The 25136-nt window shown below is 57.8% G+C and carries 23 protein-coding genes and 1 pseudogene; 12 read left to right on the top strand and 12 right to left on the bottom strand.

Features of this window, described 5'->3' with window-relative positions:
* Entirely contained in the window at positions 1–552 is a 552-nt protein-coding gene (locus tag ADIMK_RS06775) for a TRAP transporter small permease (RefSeq protein ID WP_051692611.1), read from the bottom strand.
* A 101-nt stretch (positions 553–653) separates the two neighbouring features.
* On the bottom strand, positions 654–1640 hold the full coding sequence (locus ADIMK_RS06770; RefSeq protein ID WP_036185464.1) for a TRAP transporter substrate-binding protein: 987 nt from the start codon (positions 1638–1640) through the stop codon (positions 654–656).
* 479 nt (positions 1641–2119) lie between these two features.
* Between ADIMK_RS06770 and ADIMK_RS06765 the strand changes: the two genes are divergently transcribed.
* From ADIMK_RS06765 to ADIMK_RS06725, 9 genes are all read left to right on the top strand, one after another.
* The gene (locus tag ADIMK_RS06765) at positions 2120–3253 is read left to right on the top strand and encodes a mandelate racemase/muconate lactonizing enzyme family protein (RefSeq protein ID WP_036185495.1); all 1134 of its coding nucleotides are present in this window, start codon (positions 2120–2122) and stop codon (positions 3251–3253) included.
* A 33-nt stretch (positions 3254–3286) separates the two neighbouring features.
* A complete protein-coding gene (locus tag ADIMK_RS06760) occupies positions 3287–4138 on the top strand; it encodes an amidohydrolase family protein (protein WP_036185461.1) in 852 nt (283 codons plus the stop codon).
* Between the two features lie 448 nt (positions 4139–4586).
* Positions 4587–5933, top strand: a complete 1347-nt coding sequence (locus ADIMK_RS06755) for an aromatic ring-hydroxylating dioxygenase subunit alpha (protein WP_036185458.1) — start codon at positions 4587–4589, stop codon at positions 5931–5933.
* Between the two features lie 36 nt (positions 5934–5969).
* A complete protein-coding gene (locus ADIMK_RS06750) occupies positions 5970–6587 on the top strand; it encodes a hypothetical protein (protein WP_036185455.1) in 618 nt (205 codons plus the stop codon).
* Between the two features lie 18 nt (positions 6588–6605).
* A complete protein-coding gene (locus tag ADIMK_RS06745; RefSeq protein ID WP_051692609.1) occupies positions 6606–7475 on the top strand; it encodes a branched-chain amino acid ABC transporter permease in 870 nt (289 codons plus the stop codon).
* Positions 7472–8431: a branched-chain amino acid ABC transporter permease gene (locus tag ADIMK_RS06740; protein ID WP_051692607.1), complete on the top strand. Its 960-nt coding sequence runs from the start codon at positions 7472–7474 to the stop codon at positions 8429–8431. Before ADIMK_RS06745 ends, ADIMK_RS06740 begins: the two co-directional genes overlap by 4 nt.
* A complete protein-coding gene (locus tag ADIMK_RS06735; RefSeq protein WP_036185451.1) occupies positions 8431–10026 on the top strand; it encodes an ATP-binding cassette domain-containing protein in 1596 nt (531 codons plus the stop codon). The genes ADIMK_RS06740 and ADIMK_RS06735 overlap by 1 nt, the downstream gene beginning before the upstream one ends.
* On the top strand, positions 10023–11219 hold the full coding sequence (locus ADIMK_RS06730; RefSeq protein WP_036185449.1) for a YlbE family protein: 1197 nt from the start codon (positions 10023–10025) through the stop codon (positions 11217–11219). The genes ADIMK_RS06735 and ADIMK_RS06730 overlap by 4 nt, the downstream gene beginning before the upstream one ends.
* A gap of 17 nt (positions 11220–11236) precedes the next feature.
* Positions 11237–12385, top strand: coding sequence for an ABC transporter substrate-binding protein (locus ADIMK_RS06725; protein ID WP_036185447.1), 1149 nt, complete (start codon positions 11237–11239; stop codon positions 12383–12385).
* Between the two features lie 214 nt (positions 12386–12599).
* On the opposite strand, the gene ADIMK_RS06720 is transcribed toward ADIMK_RS06725, so the two are convergent.
* Positions 12600–13547, bottom strand: coding sequence for a LysR family transcriptional regulator (locus tag ADIMK_RS06720; RefSeq protein WP_197027494.1), 948 nt, complete (start codon positions 13545–13547; stop codon positions 12600–12602).
* A gap of 86 nt (positions 13548–13633) precedes the next feature.
* Between ADIMK_RS06720 and ADIMK_RS21265 the strand changes: the two genes are divergently transcribed.
* The 3 genes from ADIMK_RS21265 to ADIMK_RS06705 are packed head-to-tail and all read left to right on the top strand — an operon-like array spanning position 13634 to position 16666.
* Complete coding sequence (locus ADIMK_RS21265; protein ID WP_197027493.1) at positions 13634–14428, top strand: zinc-binding dehydrogenase; 795 nt, start codon at positions 13634–13636, stop codon at positions 14426–14428.
* A 2-nt stretch (positions 14429–14430) separates the two neighbouring features.
* Entirely contained in the window at positions 14431–15723 is a 1293-nt protein-coding gene (locus ADIMK_RS06710; protein ID WP_036185441.1) for an amidase, read from the top strand.
* Positions 15716–16666, top strand: a complete 951-nt coding sequence (locus ADIMK_RS06705; protein WP_036185438.1) for a PDR/VanB family oxidoreductase — start codon at positions 15716–15718, stop codon at positions 16664–16666. The genes ADIMK_RS06710 and ADIMK_RS06705 overlap by 8 nt, the downstream gene beginning before the upstream one ends.
* Before the next feature lie 401 nt (positions 16667–17067).
* Here ADIMK_RS06705 and ADIMK_RS06700 read toward each other — a convergent pair whose 3' ends face one another.
* The 9 genes and pseudogenes from ADIMK_RS06700 to ADIMK_RS22075 all read right to left on the bottom strand — a co-directional run.
* Complete coding sequence (locus ADIMK_RS06700) at positions 17068–17802, bottom strand: FadR/GntR family transcriptional regulator (protein ID WP_036185436.1); 735 nt, start codon at positions 17800–17802, stop codon at positions 17068–17070.
* A 308-nt stretch (positions 17803–18110) separates the two neighbouring features.
* A complete protein-coding gene (locus tag ADIMK_RS06695; RefSeq protein WP_036185433.1) occupies positions 18111–19688 on the bottom strand; it encodes an aldehyde dehydrogenase (NADP(+)) in 1578 nt (525 codons plus the stop codon).
* A 178-nt stretch (positions 19689–19866) separates the two neighbouring features.
* Positions 19867–20625 (bottom strand): FadR/GntR family transcriptional regulator, encoded by a 759-nt coding sequence (locus ADIMK_RS06690; protein WP_036185431.1) that lies wholly within the window; start codon positions 20623–20625, stop codon positions 19867–19869.
* Between the two features lie 66 nt (positions 20626–20691).
* Positions 20692–22017: an enolase C-terminal domain-like protein gene (locus ADIMK_RS06685; RefSeq protein WP_036185428.1), complete on the bottom strand. Its 1326-nt coding sequence runs from the start codon at positions 22015–22017 to the stop codon at positions 20692–20694.
* A 76-nt stretch (positions 22018–22093) separates the two neighbouring features.
* The gene (gene kdgD, locus ADIMK_RS06680) at positions 22094–23005 is read right to left on the bottom strand and encodes a 5-dehydro-4-deoxyglucarate dehydratase (RefSeq protein ID WP_036185424.1); all 912 of its coding nucleotides are present in this window, start codon (positions 23003–23005) and stop codon (positions 22094–22096) included.
* A 150-nt stretch (positions 23006–23155) separates the two neighbouring features.
* The gene (locus ADIMK_RS21935) at positions 23156–23317 is read right to left on the bottom strand and encodes a hypothetical protein (RefSeq protein ID WP_156042827.1); all 162 of its coding nucleotides are present in this window, start codon (positions 23315–23317) and stop codon (positions 23156–23158) included.
* Positions 23314–24081, bottom strand: a complete 768-nt coding sequence (locus ADIMK_RS22300; protein ID WP_438267742.1) for a tripartite tricarboxylate transporter permease — start codon at positions 24079–24081, stop codon at positions 23314–23316. Before ADIMK_RS22300 ends, ADIMK_RS21935 begins: the two co-directional genes overlap by 4 nt.
* A gap of 41 nt (positions 24082–24122) precedes the next feature.
* A complete protein-coding gene (locus ADIMK_RS22295; protein ID WP_255344269.1) occupies positions 24123–24827 on the bottom strand; it encodes a tripartite tricarboxylate transporter permease in 705 nt (234 codons plus the stop codon).
* Between the two features lie 17 nt (positions 24828–24844).
* Positions 24845–25136: pseudogene (locus tag ADIMK_RS22075) on the bottom strand (tripartite tricarboxylate transporter TctB family protein); the annotation flags it as partial.

Below are 25136 nucleotides of genomic sequence, written 5' to 3'. Positions count from 1 at the left end.
TCAGCACTCCTCCGCCATCCGGCCCTTGTCGGCTCGCGCACCACCGCTGCGACGACAGAGCAGTACCGACAAACCTTGTTTTAGCCGTCCGACCTCGAACAGCACGATCAGCCCCCCCGACACCACCATCGGGATATAGCGCACACCATCCGGAATATTGAGCAGCGGTATCTGTTTGCGCCAGGCAAACTGAATCAGATCCCAGCCGTACCAGACCAGCGCGGCACCGAACAGACCTAACAACAGATCCACCAGCAACGACAGCACCAGGCGCCCGCGCTCGTTCAGAAACTGGGAGAGCAGATCCACGCTCAGGTGAGTACGTTCATGAATGCCGACGGCGGCGGCAAGAAAGGTGATGGCGGTTACCAGCAGCAGCGCCATCTGCTCAACCCAGGTTGGCGTCTGGTTCAGCACGTAACGTCCGAAAACCAGCCATCCGAAAGAGAACACCAGTACCACCAGGCACAGGTCGGCAACCATGATCGCCAGTCGAGCCAACTGATCGAGCATGCGATCGAAACTGCTCGGCTTGTCGGACTTAATATTCATTCGAATTCTCGCGATTTATCAGCTGGGCCGGCCTAAGCTCGACCCACATGCAGGTTTCGGCAGAACGAGGCGCATGAACGCGCCTCTCCTGCCGGGATGGATCATTCGATACTACGAATCTGGTCGATCAGGTCCTTGAGCGCCGGGTTCTTTTTAACCGCGTCTTCGTATACCGGGCCCATTGCATCCTGGAACGCTTTCTTATCGTCGATCGCGTTGTACTGGATGCCTGCCTTCTCTACGATTTCACGACTCTTCTGCTCACGCTTGGCCCAGAGTTCGCGCTGCATTTTTGCACTCTCCTGAGCAACCTCGCGCACAACCTTCTTGTCTGCATCCGACAGCTTGTCCCAGGCCTGCTGGCTGACACACAACACTTCCGGCAGAATCAGATGCTGAGTATCGGAGTAGTACTGTGCTACCTCGTAGTGGTTGCTGGATTCGTAGGAGGGCCAGTTGTTCTCGGCACCGTCCACGACCCCAGTCTTCAGCGATTGATACACCTCAGAATAGGCCAAAGGTGTCGCATTGCCGCCCAGCGCTTCCACCATACCGACGTACAGTTCGTTGTTCATGACACGGAACTTCATCCCCTTCACATCGGCAGGCGTACTGATCGGATGCTTGGTGGTGTAGAAGGAGCGTGAACCCGAGTCGTACCAGGCCAGCGCAACGATACCGGCCTTCGCGATAGCATCACCGAGCTCCTGGCCAACCTGACCATCCATCACGCGGTGCATGTGCTCAACATCCTTAAAGATGAACGGCAGAGACACCACGTTGACCTCGGGTACAGACGGCCCCAGGGGTCCCAGGTTGAATTCGGCGAAGTCGATTCCGCCCAGCTGCATCTGAGAGATCGCATCTTCCTGACTACCGAGCACGGCACTGTGATAGACCTTACCTGATACGCGACCGTCGGTACGCTTATCCACCTCGGAGATGAAGTACTCCATCGCTTCCGATACGGGGTAGTCGGGGGTATGGATATTCCACCCTTTCCACGCAGCCTGAGCACCACTGGTCAAGGCCAGTCCGGCCACCAGGGCTGCAGCCCCCAACGTCTTGCCAGCAAAGCGTTTAATCATTGTTATCGCTCCTGAGATCGCTTTTTTATTGTTACGACAACCGTAGAGGATCTGCCCGAGAAAGGCGTGCCACGGCGCCGACGACGGTTAAGTTGTAGCATGTCAGCATACAACACACAACAGTCATACTATGTCATATTAATAAAAACTCAACGCCTTTCCACACAAAACTCCACACAAAAACCACATAAAAATATATTTAAATTATTATTATCAATCACTTAAATGCAGGCCTGTCGTTTTCTACACATCTCTTTTCAAATCGCCACCGCCCGCAACAGCAGCGCATAATCCACTTTCAGTCATCGTATAACCATTGACCACACTCCAGTATGTCGTATGATGTCTTAAGTCGATTAGCGGAAAACCCGGCGCTATAACACAAGAGAAGTAACAAAAGAGAAGTAACCATGACGCATATGACACCTCCCCTTACACACGATGCCCAGCAACAGCCGATGACTCAGGGGAAGAGCCAGATGTGCATCAAGGCGATTACCACCCATCTGCTGGAGCAACCGCTTGATCGCCCCTTCGAGTCCTCCGCCACACGCTTCAGCGTACGGCGCCACCTGCTGGTCGAGATCGAATGTGATAACGGCCTGATCGGCTGGGGAGAGAGTCTGGGTCATGTCGAGATCAACGCCGCGATTGTGAAAGCGATGACGCCCCTGCTGATCGGCCGCTCGGCACTGGATATCGAACCGATCTGGCTGGAGCTCTATAACCAGTTCCGCGACCAGGGCCAGCGCGGTGCGACGATCAACGCGATCAGCGGTATCGATATCGCGCTCTGGGACCTCTGCGGGAAGTATTACAACGCCCCCATCCACCAACTGATGGGAGGCGCATTTCGTGACCGGGTACCCGCCTACGCCACCGGCGGCTTCCGCCAGGTGGGGCTCGACCGCATCGACAGTCTGCGCCAGGAGGTTCAAGGCTTCATCAATGCCGGCTTCCGCGCGGTCAAGATCAAGATAGGCTTCGGCATTGCGCTCGATATCGAATCGATTGCCGCCGTACGCGAGGTGATCGGCCCTGATATTAGGCTGATGATCGACGCCAACCACGGCTACGATGCGGTAGCCGCCGCCCAGATCATCCGCCTGGCGGCGGCCTATAACATCGACTGGTTCGAAGAGCCGGTGGTACCGGAAGCGCTGAGCAGCTACCGACGGCTGCGCGAGCTGAACGGCATCCCGATCGCCGGCGGCGAGACCTGGCACACCCGCTGGGGCATCGCCGAAGCGCTGCGCCAGGAGGCGGTCGATATCCTGCAACCCGATGTGGGCGGTGTCGGCGGCCTCAGCGAAGCGCGACGGCTGCTGACACTGTGCGATATCCACGGCGTACGCTGTGTGCCACATATATGGGGCACCGACATTGCCCTCGCCGCCGGTCTGCACTTCCACGCCATCATCCCGCCCTCGCCCCCAGCCTTCGAAGCACAAAGCGCCTGGCTGGAGTTCGACCAAAGCGACAACCCCATGCGTGCCGCGCTACTCAAGCACCCGGTACAGATGGTGGACGGCATGGTACGCATACCCAGCGGGCCGGGCCTTGGTATCGAGATCAACAAGGACGCCCTGGCGCCCTTCTACCCCGAATCCTGACAACAACCAGAGATCCGACAACAGGAGCCCCCGATGTCACGCACACTCAGTGGAACAGCCCCGCAGACCCGACTCCCTGCCGGCAGTGTCGACACCCATATGCACCTCTATTCACCAGCCTACCCCCAGCTCACCCCCGGCCCCCTGATCCCCAAGGACTGCCCGGGACTGGCCGAATACCAGCAACTGCAGCGTTGGGTCGGCCTGGAGCGGGTGGTGATCGTCCAACCCAACGCCTATGGCGACGATAACCGCTGCATGCTTGAGGCGATGGCCGAGCTGGGCGACAACGCCAGGGGCGTCGTGGTGGTCACGCCGGACACCGGCATAGAAGAGCTGGCCTATCTGCATACACAGGGTGCCCGCGGAGCCCGCATCATGCAGCTGCCGGGTGGCGCGGTCGGTGTTGACCAGGTGCTGGAGGTGAACGCCCGCATTCGCGAGTTTGGCTGGCATTGCATCGTCCAGTTCGACGGCCGCGAAATGCTCGACCGCGCCCCACTGCTCAAGCAGATCGACAACCCCTACGTGATCGACCATATCGGTAAATACCTGGGTCCGGTCACCACCGAAAGCGCCGAGTTCAAGGCCCTGCTTGAGCTGATGGACAGAGGCAACTGCTACGTCAAGATCGCCGCCTGCTACGAGTCATCCCATACCGGTGCCCCCGAGTATGCCGACACCGCCGCCCTGTCCCGCGCACTTATCGCCCACGCGCCGGAACGCATCCTATGGGGCAGCAACTGGCCGCACGTAAGCCAGAGCGTGGAAGGCGCACCCAACGATGCCGAACTGCTGGATCACGTCTGCAGTTGGATGCCGAGCCGGAGGGTTCTGGAACAGATCTTCATCCATAACCCGCTGGCGCTGTATGACTTTAAGTAGGAGAGCAACGCCTGGTCCTGGATCTCATTTAGAGTGAAACGCCGTCTCTTATTGGTGAAATAGTGCTTCGCTTAAAGTGAATTAGGAACGAATAAAGCAGCCGATTTGGCTGCTTTTTCATTGTGGTTTACCGAGATACCAGATCACGCGATTGCTGGCCCTGTCGGCTGACGACACGGCTGGCTTAGGTCATGCTGTAGCCCTGATCAAGCACCAGAATGGCTACGGTGACCGGGCCCACCTAAATCGGTTTCCGAGATCACTGGATCACTACAAGAGGACTAGGATCGACTCACAGGAAAGCATTTTTTGCACCGTCTTATCGCACCCCCGTGTGATGATAGTGCACTTCAGAAAAACTGAACAAGAGTGGCTTTTAATAATAATTTCTTTTGATGTTCGGCGAACTTATATTCGATTTCACACCCATTACAACTGTGATTGCCCAATGGAAAGTAAATCGAATCTTATCTATCCATACTCAGCGTACGACCGTGAACCGCTTCCGGAGGAGAACGCCGAACTGACTCATGTAGAGAAGGGTACGTCCATGGGGGAGTACCTGCGTCGCTACTGGCAACCCATCGCGCTATCCGAAGAGATCGACGACCTCCCCAAGCTGGTCAAGATGTTTGGTGAGGAACTGGTGCTGTTTCGTGCCAAGAACGGTCAACCTGGGTTACTTGAGAAGCACTGTCCCCACCGTGGTACCTCGCTCGAATACGGTATATGCGAAGACGAAGGGCTTCGTTGCTGCTATCACGGATGGCTGTTCGGTGTCGACGGACGAATTCTAGAAACCCCCGGAGACCCACCAGACTCGCAGCTGCGCTTCAATATCTGTCACGGTGCATATCCGCTCAAGGAGTTTCGCGGGATCATCTTCGGCTACTTTGGACCGAAGGATAAAATGCCCGAGTTCCCGCTGTATGACACCTACGAAACACCGGGTAATCGTATGGTGCCTTACAGCATCACCTATCCCTGCAACTGGCTGCAGGTACACGAGAACGTGATGGACCCGGCACACGCGGTGTTCCTGCATACCCGTATCAGCTTTACCCAGTTTGCCGAAGCTTGGGGAGAGATACCGGAGATGGACTTTGTCCCGACGCCAACCGGCATGATCTACGTGACCTCGCGGCGTTGGGAAGGCAAAGTCTGGGTCCGCTCCAACGACATCATCCTGCCCAATCTGGCCCAAGTGGGTCACATCTGGGAAGACGGTATGGTGGACAAGGAGTTCGCTCGTGTCGCCATCACTCGTTGGACCACGCCTGTGGACAACACCACCTGCAAGATCATCGGCTGGCGTCATTTCAACCCTGAAGCCGACCCACGCGGTATTGCTGATGAGTCGCAGTGTGGTGTCGAGTCTGTCGACTTTTTCGGTCAGAACGGAAATCGCCCCTACGCAGATCGTCAGCGTATGCCTGGTGACTTCGACGCCCAGGTATCCCAACGTCCAATCGCGTTGCATGGTATGGAAAATCTGACCCGTTGTGACAAGGGCGTTGCCATGTTGCGGCAGCTGATTCGGCGGGAGGCGCGTAAGGTGGCTACTGGAGCCGATCCAAGTGTTTCGCCGCTGCGAGCGAACGAGCGGACGCCCACTTACGCACATGACACAGTGGTGTCGGTCGCACCGGCGGTAGGTGCCGATGATGCTGAAAGGGTTCGCGAGGTGGGCAAGGCGATCACCGCGATTGTGGTCAAGGGAGATCATCATCAAGCGCCGGATCGTAACGCGCAGATCAAGCAGCGCATCAAGGAATTCGCGCAGTCTCAGCAGTGAGCTCAGCCACGCATTTTACATTTTGAGGGTTTAGTTATGACGTCTCCTATTCATAGCGGTGTAGTTTCCTGGACTGGCGACAATCCGGGTATTTACCTGAAAGAGCAGGCGGATGGTCCATGGACCGGGTTGGCGACCTACTTCAACATTCAATACTCCCCTTACGGTCGTGGCCGCGGCGTGTTGCTACTGGAAGAGCCTGACAGCGAGGTCGGATATCCGGCTGTATGCAATATCATGCTGTCGGACAACCAGGATCTGGCGCGCTATCTGTTGGATGAGTTCTTTTCCCGCTTTGCCGCGTTCCGGGTATCGAAGGCAACTCCGAGTGTCGCATTCCTTGAGCTGACCTCAGCCCACTCTGAGGGCGACACCCGTGACAGTTATCGAGAATACCTGTCTGGCGATGGTCTGGATGTAGTCATGAGCTGGGACAAGCTGGGCAAGCCTTATGCGGTGGACATGCCGCCGGAAAAGGGACCTACCCAGAAGCACGAGATGTACAGCCTGTTCATCGATGCCGCTGAAGCTGGCATTGAAGTGAATGGTAAGCGACTGCGTGGCTCGGTCGCGACCCGTGGATTCGATGGTGGTACCAAGAGTTCGGCATTTCTGGCGTTCTCTGAAACCTGGATCCAGATGCCGTCCCAATAGAGCTAAAAGGACACGATGATGGATACCTTTTTTCAGATTCTGATTTCAGGGCTCGTCGTAGGGTGTATCTACGGGCTGGTCGCGATCGGCTTTACCACCGTGTACAACGTGACCAATGTGGTTAACTTTGCGCAGGGCGAATCATCCATGCTGGGAGCATTGCTTACGGCCACGATGATCACCTTCGGATTCTCCCTACTGTTGTCTGCGGTGTGCGGCATACTGCTTGTCGGTGTACTGAATATTCTGGTCGAGCGAGTGGCCATTCGCCCGGTCGGCAAGAATATAACCAAGGGCATCCTCATCACGATTGGTGTCAGTGTAGTGCTGCAGGGACTGGCGGTTGTACTTTGGGGTACTAATGCCCAGGCCCTGCCAACTTTTTCACAGCAGCAGAACTTCAATATCGGCAACGTGGTTGTCGCCAGTCAGGCGCTCTGGGTCATCGGTACCAGCGTGACCCTGATGGGTGGGCTGTATCTCTTCCTTACCCGTACCTACCTGGGGCGTACCTTCCGGGCTTGTGCCATGAACCCCGACACCGCAGCACTCATGGGTATACCGGCGGGGATGATTCGCGGCTTGGGATTCTTTATGTCCGGCGGCATCGGAGCAATTGCCGGGATCATCATCGCCCCCATGGCACTGATGCAGTACGACAGTGGCGCTGCACTTGGCATCAAGGGATTCATCGCCTGCATCATTGGTGGCTTTGGTAACCCGGTTGGCGCTGCGCTCGGTGGAGTCTTGCTGGGACTGCTGGAAGCCTTTGCTTCGGGCTACATCAGCTCGGGCATGAAGAATGCCATCGCCTTCCTGATGCTGCTGGTGTTCCTGTTCATCCGTCCTGGCGGAATCCTCGGTGAATTTGACAAGGTGAAACGATGAATCGCGCAATTGCTCCCGTCGCCGTTGTGCTGGGACTGGTCGGCATCTACCTGTCTGGCAACGACTATCTGATCAACCTCGGTGTGGTCTGTGCCATCTACACAATCCCGGCGATAGGCCTTGGTCTACTGTTCGGCCGGTGTCGACAGATTTCGCTGGGTCATGCGGCATTCGTAGCGATTGGTGCCTATGTGGCAGCGATCACTTCAAATGAATACGGCATCGATCCTTGGTTCTCCGTTCTCCTTGCGACGCTGACCGGTGGCCTATGTGCATGGGCTGTCGGCAAGCTGATGTTTCGTCTGAGTGGCCATCACCTGGCAATGGCGACGCTGGCCCTGGGCATGATTGTGCATACGGTGCTGGTGGAATGGCGCAGCGTGACCGGAGGACCGGACGGCACTGCCCTGATTAACCCGCTGGTACTGGGTAGCGTCGATCTGATGTCTGACCGGGCGTTCTTCCTGCTGGGCTGGGGCGTTGCCTGTCTTCTGTTGCTCGCCTCGGACAATCTGATTCGATCACCCTTCGGGCTGGGTCTGCGAGTGGTTGGCGAAAGTGAGAGCGTGGCCAGTTCCATTGGCATCAAACCGAATGCCCTGAAAGTCGCAGCCATGACCATCAGTGGCGGCTTGGCAGGCTTGTCTGGTGCGCTTTATGCCTACTGGCTGGGCTATATCAGTCCCGATCCGTTCAATGTCGCCTTTTCACTGAAACTTTTGCTGATCGTGGCGCTGGGTGGCTACAGCGGAAGCTGGCGTCTGCTGGTCGGGGTGTTCTTTGTGGTGGTTATCAGCGAGGTACTGAAAGCCTTTGGACGCTGGGACACCATCATTTTTGGCCTACTGTTGATTGCCGCAATGCTTTACCCGCAAGGATGGCTCGGCGGGATGTTTGATCAGTTTCGCCAATCACGTCAGGCAACGGCCGGAGACAAGCGCGGAGAGTTGAACTGATGAACAACAAAAAAGTGCTACTCGAGGTCAAGGACGTAGACCTTTCATTTGGCGGACTGTCGGTGTTGAACAAGGTGTCCTTTGATGTTCGCGGGGGCGAAATCCTGGCCTTGATCGGACCTAATGGTGCCGGAAAGTCGAGCATATTGAACGTCATTACCGGTTTCTACACACCCAATGCAGGGCAGGTGCTGTTAGAAGGCAAGAACCTGGTTGGCATGAGCGCCGATAAAATCGTCGACAAAGGGGTCGTACGTACCTTCCAGGCGGCTGAGATTCTGTTCGAGCTGAACGTGCGCGAGAACGTGGTCGCCGCCAGCATGAAGGAGATGAAACTGTTCGCTGGTGCAATCGGCATGGGCTGGAAATATGGCCGTCCATCGCGAAGTGGCGAGCTGGCAGATCAATGTCTGGAACTGGTTGGCCTGGGGGACGTGGCGGAGCGCTCCGCCGCGCAATTGACCGCAGGTCAACAGAGATTGCTGGCTGCCGCGCGGGCGTTGGCTACCGGTGCCGAGATACTGTTTCTGGATGAGCCCGGCGCGGGACTGAATCACATTGAAAAGGAGTTGCTGGTGAATGCCATTCTGCGTATCCGCAAGAGCGGTGTCACAGTGGTATTTGTCGAGCACGATCTGACTTTTGTAAGCAAGCTTGCCGAACGCATTGTGGTTCTTAATTACGGCCAGGTACTGGCCAAAGGTGAGGCAGAAGCGGTACGCACAGATCCAAAGGTGATTGACGCCTATCTGGGTAACACCGAGATCAATCGTCGTCGTGACAATCGGTCGGAGCGTTCGAATAGGCGGCTTCTAACCGCAGCCAACTTGAGTGCGTCGCATGGTGCCGTGCAAGCACTGGAAGATGTGTCTCTGCATGTGGATGAGGGAGAAATTGTCTCTCTTATCGGTGCCAATGGCGCTGGCAAGTCCACGTTGCTGGGCTGTATCTCAGGGCGCTACCGACCATCGCAGGGAACACTCGAATTTGCTGGTCGAAGCTTGCGGGGCATAGCTGCTGACAAGCGCCCCGGGCTGGGAATCGCCCTCGCACCGGAGGGGCGCTCATTGTTTGGCAGCCTGACCGTCGAGGAAAACCTGATGATGGGCTACTTCTCGCAGCTGCGCCGCAGTGGTCTGTCACAGTTGATTGCGCCGAGGGGTGAGCATCATCGGGCCATGCTTGAGGTGATGGAGGAAGTGATGACTTTCTTCCCGAAGTTGCGTCAACGCCGTCATCAGCAGGCTGGCACCTTGTCTGGCGGAGAGGGCCAAATGGTCAACATTGCCCGCGCACTGATGTCACGTCCGCAGCTGTTGATGCTGGACGAGCCCTCTTTCGGATTAGCGCCTCAGGTGACTCGCGAAATTCTTGAGTCCCTGCCGGACCTGACCAGGAAAGGCGTGAGCATCCTGATCATCGAACAGAATGCCAAAGCGGCGCTGCAGATGTCTGATCGCGGCTATGTTCTAGTCAACGGCAGCATTGTGGCTGAGGGGCAGAGCAACGCGCTGCTCGAGCGGGCCGATATCAACGAGGCGTTTCTGGGTTGGCAGGAGAGTACCGAGTCCGAGCACGAGAGGGTCAGCGCATGAATACTCAAGTAATCGAGGCATCTGCTGATACGGGGCTGCACGCCATTCTGGCGGTAAGACCCAGGTTGGATTCAATTGCTCTGGCGGGATCCAGAGTGAACTTTCCCAAACGTACACTGCTACACGCCGGCCCCCCTTTTGCTTCGCCCGAGGATATTGCTCTCCCTGTACTCAACTCGGCGGCGGCGGCGGCGGTATTCGAGTGTTGGTACACAGATCTTGCCGCCGCAAGAGCAGCAATCCTGGCCAGTGAGATCCACCTACAAAGTGCTCAGGATTTCGATTGCGTCGTACCTCTGGCCAGCGTGCTTTCACCGAGTCAGTACGTTCTGGTCGTCGATGATGCCGCAGGTGATGGGCGCACCTGTTTCGCGCCACTCAATGGTGGAAATCAATGGGCGCTGCGCCTTGGGTTGCCAGACATAGAGGTCGTCGACAACCTGCGCTGGCTTAATGAACAGGTGGCTCCGGCACTGGTGGGCGCAGTTGCGGCCGGAATCGATCTGATACCGCTGGCAGACCATGCACTGGCGCAGGGAGATGACTGCCATGGCCGTACGCTGGCCGGCACGGCCGGCTTTGCCGAACGTATTGCCGAAGCCTTGGATGAGTCCGTCAAGGCGCTGGTGCTGAATTATCTCGACGCATCACCAGGCTTTTTTCTGAATCTCTGGATGGCAGCAAGCAAATGTATCCTGACGGCTGCAGAGGGTAAGCCCGATTGCCAACTGGTGACCTCGGCAGGGGGCAATGGGCGATGCTTCGGCTTGCGGGTTGCCGATCGACCCGAGCGCTGGGTCACGGCGCCCGCTCTGCCGCCATCGGGTGTGTTGATCACTGGTTACACATCTGAGGACGCGCTACCAGCAATAGGCGATAGCGCAATAGTGGAAATGCTGGGGTTTGGTGCCATGGCTATGTGGCTGTCACCGGACCAGCAGCGGAATCTGGGAGCCTTTATGCCGGAACCAGCGGAGACACTCTCCGATGCGCTCTTGGCTGAGCGGCATCCGGGTTTCGTGGCGGTGAACGTCAAAACAGGTTTATTCGCACAGACGGTCGTCGTACAGGGAAAGTCTCCGGTAGTGGCGTTGGGCATCCTGCATGCCGAAGGCGTAGCGGGTCGTATCGGCGGAGGTGTCTACAAAGTGCCGCCGGAACTGTTTGAGAATGTTGTCAACGAGTCTTATTAACCAAAAAAGGTACGTTTATGAAAAGCCTGAAGCATGTAGTGACCGTCTCGGCATTGATGGCATCCTGCCTTTTGGCAGCAGCCGCACAGGCCGAGGATATCAAGATAGGAGCCTTGCTTGAGACATCCGGACCACTCGCCTCGTTGGGCCAGCCAACTCTGGAGGGGGCGCAGCTGGCAGTTGATGAAGTCAACGCTGCTGGTGGGATTAACGGTGATAAGGTCGTGCTGGTTAACATCAACAGTGAAAGCGACAACACCCGTACGGTAATGGGGCTGCGTCGATTGCTGTCGCAGGAAAAGGTCATTGCCTTAATCGGCCCGTCGAGTTCCGGCTCCAACTATTCGATTGTCGATGCGGTTGAGCACGCCAAGGTGCCGATGATTGCCAATGGTGCAAGCATTGGCATTGTGGCGCCGCTGGACAAGCGCCGCTATACCTTCATGGCCCCGCTCACTGACGTGGCGGTGCAGTCCGTCATGTTGGCCGAGATGCAGAAACAGGGCATCAAGCGCATCGGTATACTCAACTCAGACGTGGCGTTCGGTACCAGCGGTTACGATGGACTGGCGGGTCAGGTAGCGGACTACGGGATCGAAATTGTCGGGCACGAAACTTTCTCCCAAACCGACACTGACATGACCACACAGCTGACCAAGCTAAGAGCCGATGAAGTCGATGCGATCGTGCTCTGGGCAACCGGCCCGGCACTGGCAATCGCTACGCGTAACCACCGGGCACTAGGGATCGAAAGTCCGTTATACCTTACGCATGCCGCCAACGACTTCAACTATCTGAAGCTGGCGGGAGAAGCTGCCAATGGAATTCGTTTGCCATCATCGTCCTTGTACGTTGCTGACAGCCTGCCGAACAGCGACCCGCAGAAACCGGTGATCCAGGCATTCCTCAACGCCTATGACAGCAAGTACGGCCACACGCCTGCGACCTTCGCCGGTAATGGTTACGACAGTGCACACCTGCTTATGGAGGCGATCAGCAAAGCTGGTACTGACCCGGCCGCCATTCGCGATATGTTGGAAAACCAGACTCAATACACCGGGGTGACCGCGCAATACCGTTACTCGCCCAGTAACCACTATGGCGCTCAGGTCGGCAGCGTTCGCATGGTCACCGTTAATGATGGACAGTTCGAGCTCACTGAATAATAGAGCATTGCCGATCGACAACTGAGATCGGCACTTTTGCGGTTTTTCCCTAACCTGACAACGCTTAAAAATCATAAATATCTTATGGTTAGGGAAATTATCGCTCCGAAAACAACCCGATCAACCAGATGGACGAGACCCTCTGATATTCCAATACAGCTTCTCACTGAGGTTAAGGATTAAGGAGGTGCTGCTCGCTGCGCAGCACCCTGTCTCAAAACGTCTGAATTTCGATGTCGTTTATCAACTTAGTTAGCTGCTCAATGATGGCGGAAGCCACCTGCGGCAATTGATAGCGGAACGAATGCGCAATCACGATATCGGGTTGACGAATGCTTGACTCAAAGGCTCTGGAAACTAGGTCTCCGGAGCCGAACAGACCGCTGGGAGGGCAGAAGTTGAGCAACGAGAAACCCTCACCGGCGGCCACCATGCCCATCAGCATTTCCAAAGACGTGACAGTCTGCGAGATGCGAGGCATGGAGGACGCATTTCCAAATGCCATAAGCATGTACTCGCGTGTACGAGGCAGATCCAACAGCACCAGGGACTCACCTTGCAGATCGGCGGCGCGTAATGACGAACGTCTGGATAAGGGATGCCCAGCAGGCAGCACGACCTGAAGTGGTGCAGGTCGCACACTGATGGTCTCAATGCCGGAGGGAATTTCGAAGTCGTAGAGAACGGCCAGATCCAGCGTGCCGTTTTGCAAGGCTTCTAGCAAGTACTCGGTGTACCCCTCTGTCCAATTGAGGCGTGCACCGGGAAGGTGTTCGCGTACCTGAGCGACCAGTTGGGGGATCACAAAGGGCGAAAAGGTTTTTAGGCAGCCAACCCTTATCTGCCCGTGTATGCCTCCCGAGGACGTCAGGTCCCAGGCGCTTTGCAGGATGTTACGGCAGCGCACGGCGAAGGTGGTTCCATCCTCTGTGAGGATCAGGCCGCGGGCATGACGGCGCTTGAATAGGGTAACTCGCAACGCTGATTCCAGGTGAGCGATAGCTGCGGAGATGGCCGGAGGCGAGATGTGCAGTGCATCGGCAGCGCGCTGAATCGACTGGTACTGCGCTACCGCCAAAAAATAAGAGAGTTGGCGCAGCGTGAACTCAGGGCTTTTCAGGATGACGTCCTGCTCGTCAGGAACCAGATAGCGATTCGGCATGGCTGAAAAATCCTCAATTTAGCTGTTGCTGCAGAGTGGCAACCATACAGGTTTGAACGGAGTGATCCAATTGCATGGTAGATGATATGACAATATCACCCGACACGTCCGGCTGGCTGGGACCATGCCAGCTGCATTGCCGCGTGGTCGGCATTCTGGCTCCGAAATTGTTGTCGAGCGGCGCACCATGCCCGGTGGTGGCGGTAGTGTTGCAGGCTGGCGCCGAAGCACAACTGCCTGCGCACAGCTATGTGGCATTTAGCATGAATGGTCCAGTGTGTGGCGACGAACGGGTGGTGGATGAGCACTACGTCGTACCCGTTGCCGACAGCCGAACCGAACAGGCGCTTATGGCGTATGTCTGGCCGTCTCTGTATCACGGCTTCGAACATCTGGCGCTGGCACCGTCCGCTACGGTGATGATCCACCGAGCAGACTCGCCGTTAGGCTTGCTCAACACGCTTCTGGCGTTACAGCGGGGGGCTCAGGTGTTCGCACTGACCCGGCACCGCCAGAGTGCCTATCAGCTGATGCAACTGGGAGCGGCGGAGGCAGCACTCTACGGTACCGACTGGGCTGCTCTTGCACGTGAGCATGGTGGCGTGGACGCGGTACTCGATCCGACCTCGGGAGTGTATGCCGCTCAGAGTTTGCAGGCGTTGCGCCGTTACGGGCGCGTGCTGATGTTGGGATTGGAACCGGGTCAAGGCAGGGCCATTGATCCGCTTGAGCTGCGTGAGCGCAACACGGGTATCGCAGCTGTGCGCTGGGATCCGATGCGCGACAGGATAGGCTTGGAGTCTGCCCGGCCGAGCTTTGAACTGCTCATTGATCGCATCCAACAGCTGCCGTTGACGGCAGCGCATAGGTACGAGGTATAGGTATGACAATCGCAGTTGAAACCGCATCTGCCTGTGCGTTGGTGCAGGCGATGCGTGACGGCTCCCTGACGCCAGAGAAGGTCGTCGGGCATTTCATTGGCGTCTGTGAACGTCGACGGGATATCGCCGCCTGGCGAGAGTTCGCACCGACGCTTGCCCGCCGAGCAGCTGGGAAGTTGAGGTCTGTATCGGCGCCAGGTTTGTTGCATGGCATACCGGTAGGGATTAAGGACATCATGCTTACGCATGACATGCCGACCCGTTATGGCTCGCTACTGTATGACTACGGCGTAACGGGTGACGATGCGTATTGTGTAGAACAGCTCCGCACTGCCGGTGCCGTTATTTTGGGCAAAACGGTGACCACCGAATTTGCCTATTTTGCACCAGGCCCGACGCGTAACCCGCACAACCTAGAACATACGCCCGGTGGCTCCTCCAGTGGATCGGCGGCGGCCGTTGCGGCGGGCATGGTGCCTATAGCGCTGGGCTCGCAGACCGCTGGCTCGCTGATTCGCCCAGCCTCTTACTGTGGTGTGTTTGCGCTGAAGCCTGGTTTCGGTGTGATCCCTACGCACGGGGTTAAAGAGATGTCCCCTTCGCTGGATACCCTCGGTTGGTTGAGCCGGCATGCCGAAGATCTGGAGTTGGTTCGTTGCGCACTGACCAACATCGAATTTCAAGGCCTTCCAGCCGTAACTGGCGCGCGCATCGGTATTTGCCGTACCCATGAATGGTCACACCTGAACGCTGGTGGACGGGCAGCCTTTGAACGCGCCGTTAGCCTGCTGGGCGATGCAGGACTTGAGTGCGTGGAATGGACTATGCCGGACCGTTACCGGGATCTGGTGGTGGCACAGCAGACGATTCAGGCGTTTGAGGCCTCGCGAGCCTACGCCGCTGAATGGTCCATGGATCAAACACTGATCAGTCCGCAGTTTCGTGAACTGATAAAAACGGGCCTGTCGATCTCTTCAGGAGAGTACCGTACTGCCCTGCATCTGGCAGGTGACGCACGTGCAGAAATTAACGACCGACTAGGCTCACTGGATGCTCTGCTCACACCCAGTGCGCCAGGAGAAGCACCCTCCGGACTTACTGCGACAGGAGATCCAGTGTGCTCTCGTATCTGGACTTTGTTAGGGCATCCAAATGTCAACGTGCCTGGGCTAACTGGCCCCAATGGACTGCCCATCGGCGTTCAACTGGTCGGGCCATTCGGAGGTGAGCGGTCACTGGTGGCTCTCGCCGATCATATTCATCCTCTTCTCTGTGCAGGTAATAGCTATGCTTGAACTTCTGGTTAGTGACAAACAACAGGTTGCGGCTGATATCTTCGCATTCACACTGAGCGCAGTTGATGGTCAAGTGTTGCCGGACGCTGAGCCGGGTGCCAACCTGCCGATACAGGTGACGTTGCCGGATGGCCAGCTGGCCTGGCGTGAGTATTCGTTGGTGGCGCGAGCAATTGGCGCCACGACCTACCAGATTGCCGTGCTGCGCGTCGCGGATGGGCGCGGCGGATCGCTGTGGATGCACCAGCTGGAGATTGGTCAGCCTGTGTCCGCCAAGGCGCCTGTCAACGCCTTTACACTGGTTCCGCAGGCAAAGGAGTATCTGCTGATAGCCGGGGGTATCGGGATTACCCCGTTGCTGTCGATGGCGCGGCATCTTCATCAGCAGCACGCTCGGTTCCAAATACATTATGCCGCGCGCAGTACCCAGGCCATGGCGTTTGCCGATGAGGTACGCGCCTTTGGCAGCAGTGCCTACCTCTATCAGGATGATCAGGTTTCAATGCGCACGGCACTGCCGCAGCTTTTGGATTCCTATAGTGCCGGACGGCACCTGTATGTCTGCGGTCCGCAATCCCTGATCTCGGCGGTGGTCGCAATGGCTGGAGCACAGGGCTGGCCGTCGGAAGCCGTGCACTACGAACTATTTCAGGGCGCGTTGGTGTTGAACAGCGACAAGCCCTTTGAACTGGTACTTGAGCAGTCCGGCATCAAGCTCACGGTAGGTTCAGATCAAACCATTCTGGAAGCTATGATAGCCGCTGGAGTTGAACCATTGTATGACTGCGCCAGAGGCGAGTGCGGCATGTGTACTACAACGGTGCTGAAGGGCACGCCGGATCACAGAGATCACTACCTTTCAGCGCGTGAACAAGAGAAAGGGGACCAGATCTGCCTGTGTGTCTCCAGAGCACGCAGCGCGAGTCTTACTATCGAGGCATGACCGGGCTGTGACGCAGGTGTCAGCGGCCTCTCGCGCAGACACCTGCGTGAACACAGGGCAGTCGGCAGTGTGTGATTAAGGTAACTGCGAATAAATCCCTCAGTATGAAACAATCTGAGTCGCCCCTTCTTTCCTAGACAGATCAAAAGCCCCTGGGCGAATGCTCGTAAGAATTACGAACGACAGCTCAGTGCCTATAGCACCTACCTATTAGAAAGGGCCTAATGTCCGGTTTGGGGATTCTTTAGAAAGCCCTTAAGTTCTCGAATGGGCCAAAACCACTCTATGCGGTAGCTCTTGCATCATGTCAGCTCCGGGTCGTTACTTGCCGTTAGACATCAGGCGGAAATCACTCACTAGAATGAGATCCGACACCTGAGCAAGACGCTTTACGCGCTTACTCAGGCCTGTTGACGCTCTTTGATCATCTTCAGCAAACGCTCTTTGGAGTTCACCAGATGCAGGCGCATGGCTGCGCGTGCCGTGTAGGAGTCTTGGCGCTCGATGGCGGCGCAGATCTCTTCGTGCTCGTGATTGAGTCGCTCGGGATCGGTACGGTGAACCGAGACCAGCGGCCCGATGGAGTTGCGTACGTGGTTCATCACGTCGACGTAGTAGCGATTGCCTGTGGCCTCTGCGATCAGGATATGAAAGCGGGAGTCTTCCTTGCCCGCCTGCTCCGCCAGTCCCTCGCTTTCGTAGTGTTTCAGGGCGTCGACCGTTTCGCGGAGCTGCGTCATCTGTTCGGGCGAACGCCGCTCGGCGGCCAGACCGACCGCCTCCACTTCGAGACCGAGGCGGAACTCCAGAATGGCGATGGTATCGCGCACCGAGTCGATGGAGACCTTAAGGAATTGGCCGACATCGGTGGATGATTCAAGAATGAATGTGCCGACGCCGTGGCGCGTTTCGACCAAACCCGAGACCTGAAGGCGCTGAAGCGCTTCGCGCACCACGGTACGGCTGACGCCGTGCTGCTCCATGATCGCGGTTTCCGTAGGTAGCTTATCGCCGGGCTTCAGCTCACCCTCAGCAATCTGACGGGAGATCTCCGCAACCAGGGTTTGCGCCAGTTTACGTGGCCGCTTCCGTTTCGGCTCAGTTTCGCCTGTTGGCAAGGTGCTGCTCTGATTCACTCGACAATCTCTCGGTTAAGACTCCTTGAGATCATACCACACATATAAAAAGTCGAGCAGCCCAATAGATGTCATCAGGCTAAGTGACGGCAATCTATTGTTTTCTATGAATTCAACATATACCTCCACCATCACTACAGATGAAGGTGGTACGACAACATCATTTGATACACGAACAAAACACAGGAAAAAGGCATAAAAAACCCCTGCTCCATCGCTGGAGACAGGGGCCAAACACCAAGCCGACGTATAGCCGGCTTGTGAAGCACACTGGAGATGAAGTGTGATGAAGCTTAGCGCTGTAAACCTCAGCGCTGGTCCTGACCATCCACCAGGCGACGGATCGCCAGCGGGTTGCCATCCTTCAGTGCATCAGGCAGCAGCGCCTGGGGCAGGTCTTGGTAACACACCGGACGCAGGAAGCGGTTGATCGCCGCCGAGCCGACCGACGTGGTGCGGCTGTCAGAGGTGGCCGGGAACGGACCGCCGTGGACCATGGCGTGGCATACCTCAACGCCGGTCGGGAAGCCGTTGCAGAGGATGCGGCCGGCCTTGCGCTCCAGTACCGGCAGCAGCGCCGCTGTCGCGGCATAATCCGCTTCGTCGAGTTGCAGGGTCGCGGTCAGCTGGCCCTCCAGATGTTCCGCCACTCGGGCGAACTCTTCGACGCTCTTACACTCGATCACCAGCGAGGTGGAGCCGAAGATCTCGTCGCACAGCGACTCGTCGGCTATAAACGCCTCGGCGCTGGTCACGTACAGACCGGCCTGACACTGGTTGGGCGCATCGCTGCCCTGCCCTGCCGCGACTTCGCGGACACTGGCGTTGCCCTTGAGTTGATCAACGCCGCTGCAGTAGGCGGAGAAGATCCCCGGCGTCAGCATGGTCTGGGTTGCGACCTTGGAGAGCTCGGTCGCAGCGGTTGCCAGAAAGGCATCCAGCTCGGCGCCGGACTGGGCGATCACCAGACCTGGGTTGGTACAGAACTGCCCCGCGCCCATGGTCAGCGAGCCGACAAAGCCTTTGGCGATCGCATCGCCACGCGCTTTCAGCGCCTCCGGCATCAGGAACACCGGGTTGATCGAGCTCATCTCGGCGTAGACCGGGATCGGCTCGGGACGGTTGGCGGCCAGCTCCATCAGCGCGGTACCGCCAGCGCGGGAACCGGTAAAGCCTACCGCCTTGATCAGCGGGTGCTTGACCAGCTCGGAGCCCACTTCACGGCCGGAACCAAACAGCAGGGAGAACACGCCCTCCGGCAGCTGGCACTTGGCCACTGCGCTCTGGATCGCACGCCCGACCAGTTCTGACGTACCCGGGTGCGCAGAGTGCGCCTTCACTACCACCGGACAGCCGGCCGCCAGAGCGGACGCGGTATCGCCACCGGCCACGGAGAACGCCAGTGGGAAGTTGCTGGCACCGAACACCGCAACCGGGCCCAGCGGAATCATGCGCAGGCGCAGATCGTTACGCGGCAGCGGCTGACGCTCCGGCATAGCCGGATCGATACGCACATCAAGGTAGTTGCCGCTGCGTACCACCGACGCGAACAGGCGCAGCTGGTTCATGGTGCGGCCACGCTCACCCTCGATACGCGCCTGGGGCAGGCCGGTCTCGGCCATCGCCCGCTGCACCAGTTCGTCGCCCAGCGCCAGGATCTCGTCGGCGCAGGCTTCCAGGAAGCTGGCGCGGACCTCGGGGCTGGTTTCGCGGAAGCTGTCGAACGCTTGCCAGGCCAGCTTCACCGCGGCATCGACATCGGCCTGAGTACCGCCGCCGAACACCGGCTCCAGTTTTTCGTTGGTGGCGGGGTTGATCGCCTGAATAGGCGCGCTGGTACCTTTGACGGCGCGAGCGCCGATCAGCATTTCGCCGAGAATTGTCATCTGCTTATCCCTCCAATAAAGAGTGTCTGGCCCGGGCTCGCCGCTCCCGCGCATCCATGCGCCCGCGGCATACCGTACATCCTGTACATATAGCCGGGCCTTGTTGCCCGACCGAAGCGGGGCATCGTTTAAACCAGCGATGTCGGTTGAACCAGCAGTTGAGCGGCGTTGCTAAGCCTTACTCGAATTGCTGACTGGCCCTGTACTTTTCGTACAGGTGATAGGCACGGTAGAGGTGCGTATGCATCGCCTTGCTGGCCTTTTCGGGCTCACCTTCCCGGATCGCGTCAAAGATGGCGCGGTGCTCCTGACGTACCCGCTCGAGATACTCCTCGGTAGCGGGGTGATCGAGATTGGTGTTGACGATCTTCGCTCTGGGGATAATGTTTTTGTTGAACTGCTCGTAGAACTGTCGGAAAAACGGGTTGCCGGTGGCACTGGCAATCGCCAGGTGGAACGCGAGATCCTCCTCGCGCGCCAACTCCCCTTTTGCCAACGCCGCGTCAAACGCGGACAGGCTCTGTTCGAGACGTTCGATATCCTGTTCGGAGCGGCGCATGGCTGCCATCTCCGCGGCTTTCTCCTCCACGCTCATGCGCAGCTCGAGAATATTGAGGATATCTTCAACGGCCGTAGGATTGATGGTGTAGGCAAACAGCGTCTCCGCCGGTTGGCTGCGCATCACCGTGGTACCGACGCCGCGCCGCGTCTCGACCAGTCCCAGCGACTTGAGCTGGGTGATCGCCTCGCGAATGACGGTACGGCTGACGGCAAACATGTCGCACAGCTGAGCCTCGGTGGGCAGTTTCTCGCCCACCGGGATACGACCCAGGGTCACCATCTGTTCCAGCTGTTTGGCCACATGAGAGGCCAGACTCTCCGAGCGTTGAACCGGCTCGACTTTGAAGCTGTCACTGGCGGCAGAGGGTTTACCCATGGATAGGTCCTGTCATCAATTTTTATTGGCTTGCTACATTATCCCATAAAGCGCAGGTGTTTCTACTTATCGAACCATCGCCGGGCGTTTCGGATCGAATTTCCAGCCCGGAATCAGGAACTGCATCGCCATGGCATCATCGCGCTGGCCCAAGGTCAGCGTCTTGAACAGGGCGTGCGCCTCGTCCAGCTTTTCACGGTCCAGCTCGATACCCAGGCCCGGTTTGTTCGGCACCGTCAGTTTGCCGCCACGGATCTTGAACGGATCCTTGGTGATGCGCTGACCGTCCTGCCAGATCCAGTGGGTATCGATGGCGGTGATCTCGCCTGGGCAAGCTGCCGCCACATGGGTCATCATCGCCAGCGAGATATCGAAGTGGTTGTTGGAGTGCGAACCCCAGGTCATGCCCCACTCGTTGCACAGCTCACCCACGGCAACCGCACCCTGCATGGTCCAGAAGTGGCAATCCGCCAGCGGGATATCGACCGAATCCAGGCGCACCGCGTTACGCAGCTGCTGCCAGTCGGTGGCGATCATGTTGGTCGCGGTTTTCAGACCGGTGATGCGCTTGAACTCGGACAGGGTTTCGCGTCCGGACCAGGCACCCTCCTGACCGCAGGGATCCTCGGCATAGCTGAGCATATGCTTGATCGGGGTGAGGTACTCCACCGCCTGTTTCAGCGTCCAGGCACCGTTCGGGTCCAGGGTCAGACGCGCCTCCGGGAAGGCGTCATACAGTGCAGCGATACACTCCGCTTCCTGATGGCCATCCAGCACACCGCCCTTGAGTTTGAAATCCTTGAAACCGTAACGCTGGTACGCGGCTTTCGCCAGGCGCGCAATCGCTTCCGGGTTCAGCGCCTCCTGAGTGCGCACCAGATCCCAGTCGTCGGTCGGATCTTCGCACGTGGGGTACGGCAGATCGGTCTTGTTCGGGTCGCCAAGCTGGAACAGGTAGCCCAAGGCCTCGACTTCGTCGCGCTGTTTGCCGAACTGGCCGAGCAGCTCCACCACCGGCAGCCCCATGTTCTGGCCGGCCAAATCGAGCAGTGCCGACTCGATACCGGTGATCACGTGAACCGCGGTGCGCAGATCGAAGGTCTGGTTGCCACGCACATCGTCGGTCTGACCGGAGGTCGCCTCACGCACGCGGCTGATGATCGCCTTGTAGCGGCCGACGCTCTGCCCCTCGACCAGCTCGCGACACTTCTCCAGCGTGTTGATGATGCTGGTGGTCGCCGGAATCTCACCCAGGCCGATATTACCGTCGTTATCTTCGAGTACCACAACGGTACGGATAAACCAGGGTGCATGGCCGCCGCTGAGGTTCAGCAGGAAGCCGTCATAACCGGCTACCGGCACCACGCTCATCTTTTTTATGGTCGTAAACATTCTCTGCCCTCTGGAGAAAAAGGGGGCCGGAGGTAAACCCCTTCGCTAACCACCGGCCCCTGAGGTGCTCTTTAACTCAACGGTTGGCGTTGATGATTGCCGCCAGCTCTTCCTTCTCGGCTGCGCTCGGCATGGTCAGCGGCGCACGCACGTCGCCTGCGGAACGGCCGATGATGTCGGCGCCGGCCTTGATCAGGCTGACCGCGTAGCCCTTCTTGCGATCGCGCAGACGGCAGAAGGGGATGAAGAAGTTCTGGATGATGTGGGTTACGGTGGCCTGATCACCGCCATGCAGCGCGCTGTAGAACTTCATCGCCATCTCCGGCATGAAGTTGAATACGGCAGATGAGTAGGTGTTCACGCCGATCGACAGGTAGGCTTCGGCGAAGATCTCGGCGGTCGGTACGCCACCGATATACACCAGGCGATCACCGACGGTTTTGATGATGTCATTCAGTGCCGCTATGGCACCAACACCATCTTTCAGACCAATCAGGTTCGGACAGGCCGCGGCCAGACGCTTCACGTTTTCGGCGTCGAGGATACCGTTGGCGCGGTTGTAGTACACCACCTGCAGCGAAGTGCTGTTGATCACCGCCTTGGCGTATTCGACAACACCGTCCGCCGGGCATTCGGTCAGGTACGGTGGCATCAGCAGAATGCCGTCGATACCCGCTTCTTCGGCCGCTTTGCAGTAGGCCTGAGCCTCTGGAATGCTCTTGCCGGCGCTGGCGATCACCGGTACGCGACCAGCAACCGTCTCGACAGCGATCTTGCAGATCGCCTTGTACTCATCCATCGACAGGGAGAAGAACTCCCCTGTACCGCCCGCCACGAACACGCTGGATACGCCCTGCTGAACGAACCACTCGATACGCTCGCGGTAGGTGTCGGCGTTGAATTGGCCATTGGCGTCCAGATCGGTAATCGGGAAAGAGAGCAGACCGTCGCTCAGCGACTGACGAATACGTTCTACAGAGAGTGCCATCTTCAGAGTTCCTCAGATTTAAGCGGTGTTGTTATTGGTTCGCATGCTGACGATAAGCTATCGCCACTTAACATGTAATACATCATACAACATACAAGACGGGTCGCAACTGTTTTCTTGCGCCCGACCTCTCAGGTCCGAACCTTGCCTTTATATGGCTCTCACCCGCGCGTTGATCGCGGGAGAGAGCCGCACAATCAGGTCACCGGGGCTAAGCACATCGACGATATTGTTCAAGCCGCCCTTCTTGTTACCGGGCGTTATCGGCTTCTGTTGTGCGCTTGTCGTCGTTACCTCGGGACCAGCGCTCATGCGTTGGCTTCCTCTACCTGGTTCGCCAGGCGCTTGTTCTTGCGGTGCATCAGGATCGAGAACACAACTGAGGCCAGGATCAGCAGCCAGAGCACCACCGCAATCGGACTCTTGGTGAAGAAGATGCTCAGGCTGCCGTAGGATTCGATACTCTTGACGAAGTACACCTCCGCGGAGCCGCCCAGAATGAAGCCGATCACCAGGGGCGCCACTTCGATACCGATCTTGCCGGCAAGCCAGCCGAACACACCGAAGATCAGCAGGGTCCAGACGTCGAACATGATGCCGTAGTTGATCGCATAGGCACCGATCACGCACATCATGATGATGATCGGGTAGAGGATGTATTTCGGCACCATCACCACCTTGGCGATATAGCGGATAGCGAAGAACATGGCGCCGAACATGACGAAGTTGGCGAACAGCAGCGCAGCCATCATCGAGTACCAGGTATCCATGTGTTCGCCGATGAACAGCGGCCCTACCTGCAGCCCCTGCAGCGTAAACGCGCCGATCAGCACCGCGGTGGTGCTGTCACCCGGGATACCCAACGACAGCAGCGGAATCAGTGCACCGCCGGTCAGTGCGTTGTTGGCGGACTCCGACGCGATCATCCCCTCTGGGGCACCTTTACCCATTTTCTCCGGATTTCTCGACAGGTTTTTCTGCTGGCTGTAAGCCAGAACAGAGGCCGCGCTACCGCCGATACCCGGCAGCATACCGACGAAGGTGCCGATGCTGGAGGAGCGGATCAGGTTGTTGATCTGCCCCTTGAATACAGTGAAGTGGAACGGCTTGTGCCCCTTCAGTTTGATCTGGTTGTGGCTATCCTCCGCCTGATCCCCTTCTCAGCCTCTTCGAAGATCGTGGCCAGACCAAACAGGCCAATCAGTACCGGCAGCAGCGAGAAGCCGGTCTCCAGATAGGGCACCATGAAGTCGAACATCAGGCGATACTCGCCATTGCCGCCGTTGGAGGTATCGTAGGTCCCGATCAGTGCCAGCAGCACACCGAGCAGACCGCTAAAGATACCAGCCAGGATATTCTGCGACAGCGAGGCGATCACGGTCAGCGCAAAGAAGATGATCAGGAACTTCTCGATATAGGAGAACTTGATCGCGAAGTCGGCCAGCATGGGCGCGAAGAAGAACAGCACCACGGCACTGAACAGACCACCGACCAGCGACGCGACGATACAGATCTTCAGCGCTTTCTCCGGCTCGCCCGCCTTGGCCATCGGGTGGCCGTCGAAGGTGGTGGTGATGGATGAGGGCGTACCGGGAATGTTGAGCAGAATCGCCGGCACCAAACCGCCGGAGATACCGCCGACATACAGCCCCAGCAGCAGGGCCAGGCCTTCGTGCAGACCCAGTGAGTAGGTCAGCGGCAGGCAGACGGCCACCGCCATGGTCGCGGTCATGCCGGGAATGGCGCCGAAGATGATGCCGACCAGGCAGCCCACCGCCGACAGCAGGAAGAACTCGGGTGAAAGCAGTGCAAGGAATTCCATAATCTGAACCTATCCCCTCAAGGCAGCGAAATTGCGAACAGCTGACCCAGCACATACCAGGCCACCAACGGGGCGATGATCGAATTCAGGCCGATGCCCAACAGGACCCGGCGGGTAAGGCTGTGCACATAGAGCAGTGACAGCAGGAGCATGAACAGGATGGAGGTCAGCAAAAAACCCATCCCGGTATTGGGGAAGAGCTGTCCGACCGCATCCATCGACCTGAAATAGACGATGACCAGAACCAGCGTGCCGAAAAAACGGAACTTGTCCGCATGCTCATTGAACGGGGACAGACGCAGCTCGCCA

The sequence above is a fragment of the Marinobacterium lacunae genome (assembly GCF_000705555.1).
Classification (GTDB): domain Bacteria; phylum Pseudomonadota; class Gammaproteobacteria; order Pseudomonadales; family Balneatricaceae; genus Marinobacterium_D; species Marinobacterium_D lacunae.
Note: the sequence above shows the minus strand (reverse complement) of the source record. Positions and strands in the feature narration are given on the sequence as shown.

Coding starts and splice junctions, on each gene's coding strand:
- ADIMK_RS06775 (WP_051692611.1), bottom strand. CDS start 552: ATGAATATTAAGTCCGACAAGCCGAGCAGTTTCGATCGCATGCTCGAT.
- ADIMK_RS06770 (WP_036185464.1), bottom strand. CDS start 1,640: ATGATTAAACGCTTTGCTGGCAAGACGTTGGGGGCTGCAGCCCTGGTG.
- ADIMK_RS06765 (WP_036185495.1), top strand. CDS start 2,120: ATGTGCATCAAGGCGATTACCACCCATCTGCTGGAGCAACCGCTTGAT.
- ADIMK_RS06760 (WP_036185461.1), top strand. CDS start 3,287: ATGTCACGCACACTCAGTGGAACAGCCCCGCAGACCCGACTCCCTGCC.
- ADIMK_RS06755 (WP_036185458.1), top strand. CDS start 4,587: ATGGAAAGTAAATCGAATCTTATCTATCCATACTCAGCGTACGACCGT.
- ADIMK_RS06750 (WP_036185455.1), top strand. CDS start 5,970: ATGACGTCTCCTATTCATAGCGGTGTAGTTTCCTGGACTGGCGACAAT.
- ADIMK_RS06745 (WP_051692609.1), top strand. CDS start 6,606: ATGGATACCTTTTTTCAGATTCTGATTTCAGGGCTCGTCGTAGGGTGT.
- ADIMK_RS06740 (WP_051692607.1), top strand. CDS start 7,472: ATGAATCGCGCAATTGCTCCCGTCGCCGTTGTGCTGGGACTGGTCGGC.
- ADIMK_RS06735 (WP_036185451.1), top strand. CDS start 8,431: ATGAACAACAAAAAAGTGCTACTCGAGGTCAAGGACGTAGACCTTTCA.
- ADIMK_RS06730 (WP_036185449.1), top strand. CDS start 10,023: ATGAATACTCAAGTAATCGAGGCATCTGCTGATACGGGGCTGCACGCC.
- ADIMK_RS06725 (WP_036185447.1), top strand. CDS start 11,237: ATGAAAAGCCTGAAGCATGTAGTGACCGTCTCGGCATTGATGGCATCC.
- ADIMK_RS06720 (WP_197027494.1), bottom strand. CDS start 13,547: ATGCCGAATCGCTATCTGGTTCCTGACGAGCAGGACGTCATCCTGAAA.
- ADIMK_RS21265 (WP_197027493.1), top strand. CDS start 13,634: ATGACAATATCACCCGACACGTCCGGCTGGCTGGGACCATGCCAGCTG.
- ADIMK_RS06710 (WP_036185441.1), top strand. CDS start 14,431: ATGACAATCGCAGTTGAAACCGCATCTGCCTGTGCGTTGGTGCAGGCG.
- ADIMK_RS06705 (WP_036185438.1), top strand. CDS start 15,716: ATGCTTGAACTTCTGGTTAGTGACAAACAACAGGTTGCGGCTGATATC.
- ADIMK_RS06695 (WP_036185433.1), bottom strand. CDS start 19,688: ATGACAATTCTCGGCGAAATGCTGATCGGCGCTCGCGCCGTCAAAGGT.
- ADIMK_RS06690 (WP_036185431.1), bottom strand. CDS start 20,625: ATGGGTAAACCCTCTGCCGCCAGTGACAGCTTCAAAGTCGAGCCGGTT.
- ADIMK_RS06685 (WP_036185428.1), bottom strand. CDS start 22,017: ATGTTTACGACCATAAAAAAGATGAGCGTGGTGCCGGTAGCCGGTTAT.
- kdgD (WP_036185424.1), bottom strand. CDS start 23,005: ATGGCACTCTCTGTAGAACGTATTCGTCAGTCGCTGAGCGACGGTCTG.
- ADIMK_RS21935 (WP_156042827.1), bottom strand. CDS start 23,317: ATGAGCGCTGGTCCCGAGGTAACGACGACAAGCGCACAACAGAAGCCG.
- ADIMK_RS22295 (WP_255344269.1), bottom strand. CDS start 24,827: ATGGAATTCCTTGCACTGCTTTCACCCGAGTTCTTCCTGCTGTCGGCG.